Annotated in this window: 14 protein-coding genes; 8 read left to right on the top strand and 6 right to left on the bottom strand. The window is 59.0% G+C overall.

The window, feature by feature from the left end; translation table 11 throughout:
* Positions 1 to 132: 132 nt before the first annotated feature.
* The 3 genes from ACVRRC_RS10055 to ACVRRC_RS10045 form a co-directional block, all read right to left on the bottom strand.
* Positions 133 to 573, bottom strand: coding sequence for a DUF411 domain-containing protein (locus tag ACVRRC_RS10055; RefSeq protein ID WP_014597615.1), 441 nt, complete (start codon positions 571 to 573; stop codon positions 133 to 135).
* Between the two features lie 26 nt (positions 574 to 599).
* Positions 600 to 872 (bottom strand): heavy-metal-associated domain-containing protein, encoded by a 273-nt coding sequence (locus tag ACVRRC_RS10050; RefSeq protein WP_003292143.1) that lies wholly within the window; start codon positions 870 to 872, stop codon positions 600 to 602.
* 73 nt (positions 873 to 945) lie between these two features.
* Positions 946 to 3300 (bottom strand): heavy metal translocating P-type ATPase, encoded by a 2355-nt coding sequence (locus ACVRRC_RS10045; protein WP_177331117.1) that lies wholly within the window; start codon positions 3298 to 3300, stop codon positions 946 to 948.
* On the opposite strand from ACVRRC_RS10045, the gene ACVRRC_RS10040 reads away from it, so the two are divergent.
* Entirely contained in the window at positions 3295 to 3570 is a 276-nt protein-coding gene (locus tag ACVRRC_RS10040) for a hypothetical protein (RefSeq protein WP_155416518.1), read from the top strand. The two genes, ACVRRC_RS10045 and ACVRRC_RS10040, sit on opposite strands and share 6 nt — an antisense overlap.
* A 74-nt stretch (positions 3571 to 3644) precedes the next feature.
* Here the strand turns inward: ACVRRC_RS10040 and ACVRRC_RS10035 are convergent, their stop codons facing one another.
* On the bottom strand, positions 3645 to 4178 hold the full coding sequence (locus ACVRRC_RS10035; RefSeq protein WP_038659352.1) for a cupredoxin domain-containing protein: 534 nt from the start codon (positions 4176 to 4178) through the stop codon (positions 3645 to 3647).
* Positions 4179 to 4542: 364 nt separating this feature from the next.
* On the opposite strand from ACVRRC_RS10035, the gene ACVRRC_RS10030 reads away from it, so the two are divergent.
* The 3 genes from ACVRRC_RS10030 (at position 4543) to ACVRRC_RS10020 (ending at position 7095) form a co-directional block, all read left to right on the top strand.
* Entirely contained in the window at positions 4543 to 5220 is a 678-nt protein-coding gene (locus ACVRRC_RS10030; RefSeq protein WP_014853010.1) for a heavy metal response regulator transcription factor, read from the top strand.
* On the top strand, positions 5217 to 6602 hold the full coding sequence (locus ACVRRC_RS10025; RefSeq protein ID WP_038659348.1) for a heavy metal sensor histidine kinase: 1386 nt from the start codon (positions 5217 to 5219) through the stop codon (positions 6600 to 6602). The genes ACVRRC_RS10030 and ACVRRC_RS10025 overlap by 4 nt, the downstream gene beginning before the upstream one ends.
* A gap of 163 nt (positions 6603 to 6765) precedes the next feature.
* Positions 6766 to 7095 (top strand): four-helix bundle copper-binding protein, encoded by a 330-nt coding sequence (locus ACVRRC_RS10020; RefSeq protein WP_080586036.1) that lies wholly within the window; start codon positions 6766 to 6768, stop codon positions 7093 to 7095.
* Positions 7096 to 7304: 209 nt separating this feature from the next.
* On the opposite strand, the gene ACVRRC_RS10015 is transcribed toward ACVRRC_RS10020, so the two are convergent.
* Both ACVRRC_RS10015 and ACVRRC_RS10010 read right to left on the bottom strand, forming a co-directional pair.
* A complete protein-coding gene (locus tag ACVRRC_RS10015; RefSeq protein WP_080586075.1) occupies positions 7305 to 7604 on the bottom strand; it encodes a hypothetical protein in 300 nt (99 codons plus the stop codon).
* A gap of 295 nt (positions 7605 to 7899) precedes the next feature.
* On the bottom strand, positions 7900 to 8778 hold the full coding sequence (locus ACVRRC_RS10010; RefSeq protein WP_038659345.1) for a helix-turn-helix transcriptional regulator: 879 nt from the start codon (positions 8776 to 8778) through the stop codon (positions 7900 to 7902).
* A 140-nt stretch (positions 8779 to 8918) separates the two neighbouring features.
* Between ACVRRC_RS10010 and hemA the strand changes: the two genes are divergently transcribed.
* The 4 genes from hemA to asnB are packed head-to-tail and all read left to right on the top strand — an operon-like array spanning position 8919 to position 13591.
* Positions 8919 to 10151, top strand: coding sequence for a 5-aminolevulinate synthase (gene hemA / locus ACVRRC_RS10005; protein WP_048328948.1), 1233 nt, complete (start codon positions 8919 to 8921; stop codon positions 10149 to 10151).
* Positions 10151 to 10654: a GNAT family N-acetyltransferase gene (locus ACVRRC_RS10000; protein WP_038659339.1), complete on the top strand. Its 504-nt coding sequence runs from the start codon at positions 10151 to 10153 to the stop codon at positions 10652 to 10654. Before hemA ends, ACVRRC_RS10000 begins: the two co-directional genes overlap by 1 nt.
* Positions 10651 to 11724 carry a Gfo/Idh/MocA family oxidoreductase gene (locus tag ACVRRC_RS09995; protein ID WP_038659337.1) on the top strand — a complete coding sequence of 358 codons (1074 nt, stop codon included), beginning with the start codon at positions 10651 to 10653 and terminating at the stop codon, positions 11722 to 11724. Before ACVRRC_RS10000 ends, ACVRRC_RS09995 begins: the two co-directional genes overlap by 4 nt.
* 13 nt (positions 11725 to 11737) lie before the next feature.
* Positions 11738 to 13591 (top strand): asparagine synthase (glutamine-hydrolyzing), encoded by a 1854-nt coding sequence (asnB, locus tag ACVRRC_RS09990; RefSeq protein WP_472996932.1) that lies wholly within the window; start codon positions 11738 to 11740, stop codon positions 13589 to 13591.
* The last annotated feature ends 30 nt before the right edge of the window (positions 13592 to 13621 follow it).

The following is a 13621-nucleotide window of genomic DNA, read 5'->3' as shown; positions in this document are numbered from 1 at the left end:
CTCGCAAGTCAGGAAACTGTCCTGAGCAAGCGAGCCGGACGGGGTGATCGCTGCGATCATCCAGTGATCACCCCCGCGTTCTCTTTGCTGCCACCCGCCTGGGAAAGCCGGTCAGCGGCACGGAGCCTGAATTTACGGGTACTTGGCGAGGACCTCATCCTGCCCTGAACGGGTAAGCCCGATTACCTCGTAGGCATGTTTGGCATCACCGTGCTCCATACCGGGCGATCCAGCCGGCATGCCGGGCACGGCAATACCTAGCAGGTCGGAACGCTTGCGCAATTCGAGTATCTGCGCCACCGGCACGTGGCCTTCAACGAACTTGCCGTTGATCACACCGGTGTGACAGGACGCCAGACGCGGCTCCACTCCTAGGTCTTGCTTCACCGAACGCATGTTGCGTTCAACATGGTCGCGGACCGCAAAGCCGTTGTCCTCCAGATAGGAGATCCAGTCCTTGCAGCAACCACAGTTGGCGTCTCGGTGTACATCGATGATCAAGGGTTCAGCGGCATGGATCGCCCCACTTACCAGCAGCGCCGCAAGGGCTGATATACGCAGTTTTCTAGACATATAAGAACCTTGTTTGCCTCTCGTTTTCAGTTGCAGCCGCAGCCACCGCTGCCACCGCAACCCGTCTTTTTCATGTTGTTCGTCCCGGCTGCCGGACTGGCCAGCTGCGCGGGATATCCCGCATCAGTCAGGGAAGCAATCAGCACTTGGCTGTCGCTCTGGCCGCTAACCCGCACCCTGGCGGCTTGCAAATCGACATCCACCTTGGTGACGCCCTCGACAGTGTTGAGCGCCTCGGTGACATGCTTGACGCACGAGCCGCAGCTCATGCCTTCGACGTTCAGTTCAATGGTGCTCATGAGAATCTCCTGGGAAGTCACCGTAATGGTTGAGCAGATGTTCAACCTTGCCAGAGCGGCAAGGTCAAGCGTTTCAATCGATCGATACCTTGCGCAGCCTCAACGCGTTAAACACCACTGAGGCCGAACTCAGGCTCATCGCCAGCGCGGCGATAATCGGCGACAGCAGCAGGCCGGTCAGCGGGTAGAGCAGGCCTGCGGCCAGCGGGATGCCCAGAGCGTTATAGAGAAAAGCAAAGGTCAGGTTCTGGTGCATATTGCGCACGGTGGCCACTGACAGGCTCCTTGCGCGCAAGATGCCCAGCAGGTCGCCCTTGACCAGCGTGACTTGAGCGCTGTTCATCGCCACGTCGGTGCCGGTGCCCATGGCAATGCCGATATCGGCGCGCGCCAGGGCTGGGGCGTCGTTGATGCCGTCGCCGGCCATGGCCACGCGGTGCCCTTCTTGTTGCAGGGCGGCGGCCAAGCGTTCCTTGTCCTGTGGTTTGACCTCGCCGTGCACCTCTTCGATGCCTAGCTCGCGGGCCACTGCGCGAGCAGTAGTCAGGCCATCACCGGTGGCCATGATCACCCGCACGCCGTCTGCCTGCAGGCGCTCTACCGCCAGTTTCGACGTCGGTTTGATCGGATCAGCCACTGCCAGCAGACCAGCCAGGACGCCGTCCACCGCCAGGAACATGATGCTCACGCCTTCGCCGCGCAACTGTTCGGCCCGCGCACTGAGGGAGCTGGCATCCACGCCGGCATCATTCATCAGCGCGGTGTTGCCCAGTTGCAGGTGGTGGTCATCAACCTGGCCACGTACGCCGATGCCGGAGGCTGATTCGAATGTCTCGGCCGTGCTCAGTGCCAGGCCGTGCGCGCGGGCATGGTCGACGATGGCGTGGGCCAGGGGATGTTCGCTGCCCTGATCGAGGCTCGCTGCCAGGCGCAGCACCTCATCCGGAGTGAAACCAGGCGCCGCCTCTACACTGTGAAAGGCCGGGCGACCTTCAGTCAGGGTGCCCGTCTTGTCGACGATCAGCGTGTCAATCTTGCGCAAATTTTCGATGGCGCCCGCATCGCGGAACAGTACGCCGCTGCCGGCCGCCTTGCCGGTCGCGACCATTACCGACATTGGCGTGGCCAGGCCCAGGGCGCACGGGCAGGCAATGATCAGCACCGCCACCGCGTTGATCAAACCGAAGACCCAGCTCGGCTCCGGACCCCAAAGCCCCCAGACAAGGAAGGTTAGTATGGCGATAGCGATCACCACCATCACAAAGTAACCAGCAATAACATCAGCCAGTCGCTGCATCGGTGCTTTGGAGCGCTGCGCCTGGGCAACCATCTGCACGATCTGCGCAAGCATGGTCGAGCTGCCGACCTTCTGCGCCTGCATCACCAGACTGCCGTGGGCGTTAAGGGTGGCACCGATGAGACTGTCACCGACGTGCTTCATGATCGGCACCGGCTCGCCTGTCAGCATTGACTCGTCCACCGCGCTTTCGCCTTCCAGCACCAGACCGTCGACTGGCACCTTCTCTCCAGGGCGTACGCGTAGCCTATCGCCCGCATGAACATGGGTGAGCGGAATGTCGTCCTCTGTACCGTCGGGATTGATGCGTCGCGCGGTCTTCGGCGCCAGGCCGAGTAGTGACTTGATCGCCGCCGAGGTCTGCGAGCGTGCCTTCAGCTCGAGGAGCTGGCCGAGCAGAGTCAGTGAGATGATCACCGCCGCCGCCTCGAAGTACACGCCGATGCGCCCGTCTTGTACAAAGTCGGCAGGAAACACGCCTGGCGCCAGAGTGGCAACGACGCTGTACAGGTAGGCGGCGGCGGTGCCGAGGCCGATCAGCGTCCACATGTTCGGACTGCGCAGCACGAACGAGCGTACGCAGCGCTCGAAGAATGGCCAGCCAGCCCAAAGCACTACCGGAGTGGTCAGTACGAGCTCGACCCAGTTCTGCGTGGTGCCGTGGAACAGGTTCAGGGAATGCCCACCCATGGCCAGCACGGTGACGATCACCGTCAACGGCAGGGTCCACCAGAAGCGCCGAGAGAAGTCCTTAAGCTCCGGGTTCTCTTCTTCGTCTAGTTCCGGAATGACAGGCTCCAATGCCATACCGCAGATTGGGCAGCTTCCTGGTCCTGCCTGGCGAATCTCCGGATGCATCGGACAGATGTATTCGGTGCTAGGTCCGGACGGCGCTTGAGCTACATCTTGATGCTGCTCATGCGGCCGGCCGCTTGCGAACCGCTGAGGGGCAGCCTGGAATTTCTCCTGACACCTTGCGCTGCAAAAGCGATAAGTCTTCCCTTCGTAGGTCTCGTGATAAGAACTATCAGGCTTAACCGCCATTCCACACACCGGGTCGTACTGTTTGCCGTTTTGATCGTGCGAATGGTTGGCCTGATGCCGGTCGTGGTTGCAGGAAGAACTGTGCATGCGATCTATGTCCTATCTTCGTCCTTGGAGACACCGGTACCGCTGGAAATGGAATGGCCACCATGGTTGTGGCCAAACAAATGGATCATTGCTATAGCAACCGGATCAGGTACGACGGCCCTTGGAGAGATGACGGTGATGCTCACGTGCCGTATGAAAGGTTCCGATTACGGCCAGCATGATCAGGGCTATGCCGGTCTTGCTCTGCCAAAATGGCAGTTCAGTAGCGCGGTGAAGATGGGTGTGATTCACGGCAGTGACCTCGGGTGACTGGTTACTGTTTGATCCGCTGGGTCAGAATGAGTCGCTCCTCCCGGTGGACGTGACCCCAACCAAAGGGGGGATTAACGTATCTCCACCTTGCCGACCATTCCAGCTTGATAGTGCCCTGGAATATTGCAGGCGAACTCCAGCCCCGTGGCTTTCGAGAAAGCCCAAATCAGTTCTTCGCGTGCCCCAGGCTCGATCAGCACGCTATTCGGATCGTCGTGCTCCATAACGGCACTCTTATTGCCCATGTCATGCCCAATATTGCTCATATCGTGGGCACCAGTCGGGGTAAGCGCGCCGGTCTGGAACATTGCAGTCATTTCTTCCCGGTGTGCAGCATGAGTCGCCGCGTCGCCCAGATTGAATTCATGTAGCAGGGCGCCGTCGTTATGCAGTACGAAACGGATGGTCTCACCGGCTTTAACTTCAATCGCCCCAAGATCGAAAAAGTTATCGCCCATCCGTAACTCGATAGTGCGGTCTACAGCCTGCGGATCACCCGGCTGGCCGAAATCGTAAGCATGGCCATGGTCGGGGCCGGCCATTGCGGCAGTAGCGCTGAAGATCAAACCCATTGCGGAAAAAAAAGAAACGAACTTGATTTTCATTGGTTGGGGTCCTCATTCAAGTCGTCGAAGGAATGACTTAAGGTTATTCAGGCCAGGCTGCCGACAGGCTTACACTGGGATTACATTTCTGTAAGGCTCAACAGCCATGACCAGATCAACAAAAAAAAGGCGCCAGTGAGGCGCCGTTAGGCCAAGGGAGCAATGTGGAAGGCCTGGAAAATTCCGCTGCTGGTACTCTCACAATCTTCTGCTCGTATTTGCTCGAGCAGAGATCTCGACTATGCGAACACTAGGCGCCTCCTTCTGTCAGTGAGCTGAACCGGACGTTACATTTTCGTAAGCTTCTAGTTGGCGGCCTCGTTTGCCTCCAAACTGAGCCAATCGACTCTCGGAATCTGCCCGCATGAAATTACTGGTAGCTGAAGACGAACCCAAAACCGGGGCGTACCTGCAACAAGGACTTACCGAGGCCGGATTTACCGTCGACCGCGTCATGACTGGTACAGATGCGCTCCAATACGCGCTGAGTGAGGTCTATGACCTTTTGATCCTGGACGTGATGATGCCGGGGCTTGAGGGATGGGAGGTGCTGCGCATGGTCAGAGCAGCAGGGAAAGACGTACCCGTATTGTTCTTGACCGCACGTGATGGCGTAGAAGACCGCGTCAAAGGCCTGGAGCTGGGCGCGGACGACTACCTGATTAAGCCGTTCGCGTTCTCCGAACTTCTGGCAAGGGTTCGGACGTTGCTTCGCAGGGGCAGCGGCTCCCCCACCCAAACCACCGTGAAAATTTCAGATCTCGAAGTGGACCTGCTAAAGCGCCGCGCCGTTCGTGCTGGGAAGCGGATTGATCTGACGGCGAAGGAATTTTCATTGTTGGAGTTGTTGATGCGCCGGCGCGGCGAGGTGCTTCCGAAGTCCCTGATTGCCTCTCAGGTATGGGATATGAACTTCGACAGCGACACCAACGTTATCGAGGTCGCGGTACGCCGCCTGCGCGCAAAAGTCGACGACGACTTCGATCACAAACTGATCCATACCGTGCGTGGCATGGGCTATATGATGGATGCACCAGAGTGAGCCTGCGCCACCTTTCGCTGACCGCCCGCATGAGTCTCATGTTCATGTCTGTGGTGGTTGTAGTTCTCACCATAGCGGGGCTGAGCTTCAATTTGCTCAGCCAGCATCACTTCGAAGTGTTAGATCGGCAGGCCCTGGTTGAGAAGCTCGAATCGACCAAACACATTCTCAATAACGCACGCAGCAGCGCGAACCTTGCAGAGGAGCTACCGCAGTTGCGAGCCCTGCTCGGTGCTCATCATGATTTAGCGGCGACCATCTTGAGCGGAGATGGCAGAGTGCTCTTTTCTGATCCCAAGGCAGTCGACGTCCCGGAAAGCTTCAGGCACGCAGAACAGCAGAGCATGTGGGAATGGAAATATGCCGGACACCTGTATAGAGGGATGACTGCCCGAATCTCGGTAGCAGACCAGCCCGAACCGCTTACAGCACTGCTGATTCTCGATGTCACTAACCACGCGCATTTCTTTCAGACTTTGCAGCGTTGGTTCGGCGTTGGATTGATCATCAGCGCCCTGATTAGTGCTGCGCTTGGCTGGGTGGTTGTTCGAAGTGGCCTCAGGCCGCTGAGGCAAGTTACCCATCTCGCCGCATCGATGTCAGCTAGGTCGTTACAGGAACGAATACCCCTTGAGCCAGTACCGTTAGAGCTGCAGCAACTGGTTCTATCCTTCAACGCGATGTTGGGTCGCCTAGAAGATGCCTTCGCCCGGCTCTCGAATTTCTCTGCGGACATTGCTCATGAATTGCGAACCCCTGTCAGCAATCTCATGACCCACACTGAGGTAGTGCTGACCAAAAAGCGGGATATTGATGCTTATGAGGAGAATCTGTACTCCAATCTAGAGGAATTGAAGCGTATGTCACGCATGATTGACGACATGCTCTTTTTGGCCAAATCCGACAATGGCTTGATTATCCCCGAACAAGCGCCTACCGAACTCGCTGATGTCGTTGTTAAGCTGCTTGAGTACTATCACTTACTAGCCGACGAACGCGATATCCGTCTCTCAGTCTCAGGCGCAGGCAATGTGCTTGGAGATAAATTGATGCTCGATAGAGCGGTCTCCAATTTGTTATCCAACGCGCTGCGTTACACCCCGGTTGGGGAAACTATTTCTGTAACCATTCACGAGACGGAAAGGACGGTCACCCTCAGCGTCGAGAATCCCGGAGGGACGATCAAGCCCGAGCACCTGGACAAGCTTTTCTATCGCTTCTACCGGGTCGATCCTGCCCGACGCGAGGGTAGCCCAAGCAACGCTGGCCTTGGCCTGGCAATCACCAGATCCATCGTTGAGGCCCATAAAGGCAGAATCTGGTGTACCTCAGTAGACGGCGTGACGGGCTTTCACATAGAGCTTCCCCGTCTAAATAAATAACATTTCAAAATCAGCCGCATAGCACTCATGAGCAACCTTACAAGATTGTAATTTCAACTATTGAAACGGACGAACTCTACACGTGTCGGATTTATGTGCTACCTGAGGAATGCCTCGGGCCGGCTCAAGGCTGAACGCTTAAATACGAACTTTGGAGGAAGTCATGACTAATACAATGTTCAATAGCTGCATTCAAGCTTGTTCAAACTGCGCACTAGTGTGCGAAGCATGCGCATCTGCCTGTTTACGCGAAGAAAACGTACAAGCGATGGCTCGTTGCATTGAGCTCGACAGGGATTGTGCTGACATGTGTGCTCTGGCAGCCAGACTCATGAGTCGCCAGAGCGAGTTGGCTAAAGAGTTTTGTGCATTGTGTGCAAAAATTTGCCGGGCCTGCGGTGAAGAGTGTGCCAAGCATCAGATGGATCACTGCCAAGAATGCGCGAAAGCCTGTATGAATTGTGCTGAAGAATGTGAGCGTATGGCTGTATAACCAGCAAGCCGCCTCCTGCCAAGATAGTGTTTATGGTCTTGGCAGGATGGCGCTGTTATTCAGCAGCGGAACACCTACTTCTTATACCCAAACCAACGCGCTTGGCTTTACTACTGCCACTCTTATGCAGAGAAATCGGCCACTTTAAAAATAAGTGATAAGCCAATCGCAACGATCATGCGACTGGCTTATAACGACTTTTTAAATCATTAACCGTTATTTATTCCAACCGGCACGCTACGGAACTCAACTGAGTGAACGAGTCCATCAGGAGTACGAATTTTGATTTCGTATGGCTGCACGCGACCACTTGACCTGCCTACAACACTCTTGCCACCCATTGGAGACACACTTAGAACATCACCGCTTTCAAGAAGGACTTTTAGAGCCTGCCTGCCCTCGGCGGTCGAATAGTCATGCTGCATCGTGGAATTTCGATCCACTTCAGCCATTGCGAAGGAAGAAGTGATGGCTATAACAACAGCAAAAACAGCTGCAATATTTTTCATCGGTAACACCTCTTGGTAGTTGATGCTAGATAGCTTAAAGTTGCCAACCTTACGCAAAGATGTTCCTTGCATTACAATATTGCAATGCGGAGCATGTTTCTAAAACGTACTAAAGCAGCGAACTAGTCCTAACTCAGTAAATGCTCTCGCGGAGCAAGTATTCTAGAAACTTGGCTTATCCAGCGAATCTACTAGCCTAAGTTTGACTCCGTACCAATGAAGCGAGTACATGAGTCGCGCTCGCGCAATCCCGCCCAAGTGCCTTGGCAGATCGGTCGCTCACGCGGTCCCGCCATCAGTTGAGAACGTCTGCATCGCGTGCCGCCTGCTCGCGCTCGGTCTGGAGCCACTGCTCGAACGAGCGACTCTGCGCCTGCCCTTCCCTGGCCGCGTAATAGACAAGCCGCAGGTCGCGATCCACATCGATGGACAGCGAGGTATGGTCGAATACGACGGGCCCGATATCGGCCACCTGGAAATGACGAATGCCCTGGCAGGGACCGTGGATGTCCTGCTGCCGCCACCACGTCCGGAAGTCGGGATCGACCTTTTCCAGGCCCCTGACCAGGCTCCCGATATCCGGGTCCTGCGGGGCGCGGACGAAGTCGCGGCGAAAGCTCGACAGGATTTGCAGCGCCTGATCCTGCCAGGGATCGAACAGGGTGCGCATCGAGGGGGCGGTAAACAGCAGCCAGAGCAGGTTGCGGCGCTCGGCCGGAAAGCTCGAGAAGCCAAACAGCCGATCGGCCGCAGCATTCCAGGCCAGCACGTCCCAACGCAGGTTCAACACATACGCCGGGCGCAACGGCAGATCGGCCATCAGCCGGTGCACGAGGGGCGGAACCACGCACCACGTCTTGCCCGGCTCTGGCGGCAAGCGCTGATGGGCCAGCAGGAACAGATGGCGACGTTCTGTCGCATCGAGCTTGAGCGTGCGCGCCAGGTTCTCGAGAAATGTCGCCGATACGCCGATATCCCTGCCCTGCTCCAGCCAGGTGTACCAGGACAACCCCACCCCAGCGAGCGCGGCCACCTCCTCTCGTCGAAGGCCCGGCGTACGGCGCCTGACGCCCGATGGCAGGCCAACCTCCTCCGGCGTAATGCGTTCACGGCGGCTGCGCAGGAAGTCGGCAAGCTCGGTGCGGTTTCGTTCGAAGCTTCGCGGTGCGCTCATCCAATTACCTCCAGTAACAGCATAACTAGTCAAATTGTAACCCCCTGGCATCGGTACTAAGAATAGCGCCTCGTCGCGCAAAACCCCATTGCAGAGCAGTCCGTAGGGGCAAGGCGGCCAGATCGCTAGGAGAGATACGGATGTACCAATCATTGCTTCGCGAACAGCTGGAGTCATTGAAGTCCTCCAACCAGTACCGCACGTTCACAACGCTCAGCCGCATCTGTGGCCAGTACCCACTAGCCAAGCTCCACGGCAGCGACCGGGAGCCGGTCGTTGTCTGGTGCAGCAACGACTACCTGGGAATGTCCCAGCACCCGGCGGTGCGCCAGCAGATGCACGTCGCACTCGAGACCTACGGCGCCGGCTCCGGCGGCTCGCGCAATATCGGCGGATCCCATGAGCTGTATGCCCGCCTGGAAGCCAGCCTTGCCGAGTGGCATGGCAAGGAGGCCGCGCTGGTCTTTCCAACCGGCTTCGGCTCGAACGATGCGACCCTGCAATGCCTGCTGCGCCAGATTCCAGACTGTTTGGTGGCGAGCGACGCCATGAACCACGCCTCGATCGTCAATGGCATTCGGGCAACACCCAACGAGCGCAAGGTATTCAGGCACAACGATGCCCGTCATCTCGATGAGATCCTGGCTGGCTACCCACTCGGGCAGCCAAAGCTCGTGGTGTTCGAGTCGATTTACTCAATGGACGGCGACATCGCGCCAATCGAACGTATCGTCGAGGTTGCCAAGCGCCACAACGCGCTGACGTACCTGGACGAGGTTCATGCGGTGGGCATGTACGGTCCGCGCGGTGCCGGCATTGCCGCGCAGCTCGGACTGGCCGGCGAGATCGACATCATCCAGGGCACGATGGCCAAGGCCATCGGGGTCATTGGCGGGTACATCGCCTCGAGCCAGGTCATCGTCGATGCCGTGCGTTCCTTCGCAACCGGCTTCATCTTCACCACTTCGCTGCCACCGGCGGTTACGGCCGGCTGCCTTGCAAGCGTCGAATACCTCAAGGCTCACGACGACGAACGCACCCAGCTGCACGCCAAGACCGCGCTTCTTCGTGAACGGCTCAAGCAGTACGACATCCCGGTCATGCCCTGCTCGCAGACGCACGTGTTGCCCGTTCTCGTTGGCGAGGCCGAACGGTGCAAGGCTGCCGCCCAGCGCCTGCTCCATACCCACCGCGTGTACCTCCAGCCAATCAACTATCCGTCGGTACGCGTGGGCACGGAGCGCTTTCGCATCAACGCCACGCCCAACCACAGCGAAGCGCAGATCGCGCAGCTCGCCGCAGCGCTGGACGAGACATTCGCGCACTTCGACATCCCCAGGGCTTCGCGTGCCTTCAAGACGGAGGTGGCGTGATGGGCGATTCGTTATTCAACGTGCGCAGCGCGACCGCGCTCGACATCCCGATGCTGATCGAGCTGCGCGGCGTACTGCTCGACGGCACCGACGCCAGCTACTCAAGCCGCACGCCAGAAGCGTGCGCTCGCTGGCGAGCGGCGTACCGGACTTGGCTGAGCAGCATCCTCGGCGCGAACGACAATGTCCGTGTGCTTGCCGTCGAGCATCGCGACTCCGGCCAGGTGATTGGGTGCGCGACCGGCATCATCGACGCGAGGGCCCCCACCGCCGCGAACCCGAACGGGTTGTCAGGGTGGGTGCAGTCGGTCGTGGTAGCACCGCAGTTCCGTGCCAGAGGCATAGCCCGCGAGCTCATGACCACTTTGCTGCGTTGGTTCGACAACCGCGAGGTGCGCACCGTCGTGCTGCAAACCACAGAAGACGGGGCGCAGCTTTACTCGTCGCTAGGCTTCCAGCCCAGCGGCGAGCGCTTGCTGGTCCGCCAGGAGACGCCGACATGAAGGTGCTCATTATCGGCCTGGGTTATGCCGGACTGCGATGGCAGCACGCACTCGAATACGTCGGTCGCACATGCGGTGTCGGGATGTCGATCGCCTATCTGGATCGCCGAGAAAGGCCGAGCACGCTAGAGCGAATCGGGACCATCGAGCAAGCGCTCGAGGCGTTTGGACCCGATCTGATCGTGGTCAGCGTCAATGACGTGAGCCATGCCTCGGTGCTTGGCCAACTGCGCGGCTATCACGGATTCGTCATTTGCGAAAAACCGCTGGTCACACCGGCTGACGACCTTAGATCCATCGACACCGCCCTCGCTTCGCTCAATGGCTTCGCGCTCAACCTGGTCGAGCGCTACTCGGCTGCGAGCCAGACGCTTCGCGAGTGGGTCGCTCGACATCGGTGGCGCCTGGTGCGGGCCCACTTCAACTGGGGCAAGGACCGTATCAACGATTATCGCCCGACCTGCGGCGTTACAAGTGAAGTGATCCATGCACTAGACCTCGTGAACTGGATTTGCCCCATCGAAGGTCCGTGGTCAGTCGACGAGGTGATCGGCGTTCGATCGGACTTCTCGATATCCGGCCCCGCCGTGCTCGACACGGTGATGGTCGGCGCAACGCTCGGCGAGGCCCCCGTCACCGGCTACAGCAGTTTCGTCCATGTCGTACGCCAGCGCACCGTCGACTGGTCGTTCGTGGATGACCAGGCGCATGTCATCCACGCACGGCTGACCTTCGATACGCCCTGCTGGGACCACGATCACCTGAGGATCTGGATGCGCGATAGCGACGGAACGCCGTTGACGCTGCACGAAACAAGTGAGGCGCCCAGCAAGCCGGGTCTGGAAACGCTCCACAAGCTCTCGCGCTTGTGCCGGGACGCCGTGCTCTGGATAGCAAGCCGACGCGAGCCCGACCTGCCCTTCGCCGACCTGAACACCGCCATCGAACTGCAGCGCCTGCTCAACACGCTTGAGACACGCGCCAAGGCAATCGCTGTTCCCGCGCACTACAACCGCGCCCTGGACCGGGTCCTGCTCGCCGAAGACAGCGACCTCGAAAGCCTTGGCTAATCAGGAGACGACTATGTGTGGAATTACAGGATGGCTGTCCTACAGCCAGCAAATGCAGGCACAAGAAAACACCCTGCAACGCATGACCGACTCGATGGCCCGTCGGGGCCCGGATGCGCAGGGAATCTGGATCGACGGCCCAATCGGCCTCGGCCATCGCCGCCTTTCGATTATCGATCTGGAGGGCGGCAAGCAGCCGATGTTGGCTCGCCAGGCGGATGGCAAACAGGCAGCGGCCATTACCTATAGCGGCGAGATCTACAACTTCCGCGAACTGCGTGCAGAACTGCAGTTGCGCGGGCATCGTTTCGAAAACCGCAGCGATACCGAAGTGGTCCTTCGCGCGTATCTCGAATGGGGGGAAAACTTCGTCGACCGTCTCAACGGCATGTATGCCTTTGCCATCTGGGACCGACGTCAGGAAAGCCTGCTTCTCGTCCGCGACCGCATGGGCGTCAAGCCCCTGTACTACTACCCCACCGCGGACGGTGTCATTTTCGGTTCCGAGCCGAAGGCCCTCTTGGCCAACCCGAGCGTGCCACGCCGCGTCCGTGCGGACGGTCTTCGAGAAATACTGGAGATGGTCAAAACCCCCGGCCATGCCGTCTTCCATTGCATGTACGAGGTTCTGCCCGGCGAAGTCGTTCGAGTCGATCGCCGAGGGCTGACGCGGCGGCGATACTGGCGCCTCGAGGCGCGCGAGCACGCCGATTCGCTAGAGCAAACCGTCCGGCATACGCGTGATCTGCTGGAAGATATCGTCGAGCGTCAGATCGTCGCGGACGTTCCCCTGTGCAGCCTACTATCAGGCGGTCTGGACTCGTCCGTGATCACTGCGCTGGCTTCAAAGAAACTACTCGAGGCGGGCAAACCGAACATTCGTTCCTTCTCGGTGGACTTTCGAGATCACGGCCAGGGCTTCGCCGGCGACGCGGTTCGGGGAACGCCGGATGCGCCCTTCGTTCGCGAACTGGTTGCGCGAATCCATAGCACGCATGGCGAGATCATCCTGGACAGTGCCGAGCTTGCCGACCCGACCCTGCGCCGACAGGTCGTGCACGCACTGGACCTTCCACCGGCGTATTGGGGCGACATGTGGCCGTCGCTGTATCGCCTGTTCGAAGAGGTGCGCAAGCATTCGACCGTGGCGCTTTCTGGCGAGAGCGCGGACGAGGTGTTTGGCGGCTATCGGTGGTTCCATGACCCCGAGGCAATCGAGGCAGATACCTTTCCGTGGCTGACGTCCGTCACCGGCAAGTACTTCGACGGCAAGACGCTGTTCGACCGTGGGCTGCTGCGCCAGCTCGACATGCCTGCATTCCTTGCCGACAGCTACCGCCAGGCGATTGCCGAAACACCCATGCTTGTCGGCGAGAGTCCGGTCGAGCAGCGCATGCGAGAGCTCAGCTACCTGAACCTCACTCGCTTCGTGCAAACGCTGCTCGATCGCAAGGACCGCATGAGCATGGCGGTCGGACTGGAGGTCCGGGTTCCATTCTGCGACCACCAACTGGTCGAGTATGCCTTCAACATCCCATGGTCGCTTAAGGCCTTCGATGGCCGCGAAAAGAGCATCCTGCGCGCAGCGACACGCGACCTGTTGCCGCCATCGATCACCGACCGCGTCAAGAGCCCCTACCCCTCTACGCAGGACCCAGCGTACGAACACGCGCTGCGCCAGTCGCTGGCCGCGATCATGCAAAGCCAGGATGCCCCCGTCCGACCGCTGCTGGACACCATGCACGTCCAGGAAACGCTTAACCGGCCGCTGGGCGACGTCTCGCCCATGTATGACCGGATGGGCATGGAACTCGCCGTCGGACTCAACACCTGGCTGACGGACCTTGACGTAACACTGGATCTTTAACTCTTCGGGCGTGGCCCGACGGGCCGCACT

The organism is Stutzerimonas sp. LR2 (assembly GCF_055755175.1).
Note: the sequence above shows the minus strand (reverse complement) of the source record. Positions and strands in the feature narration are given on the sequence as shown.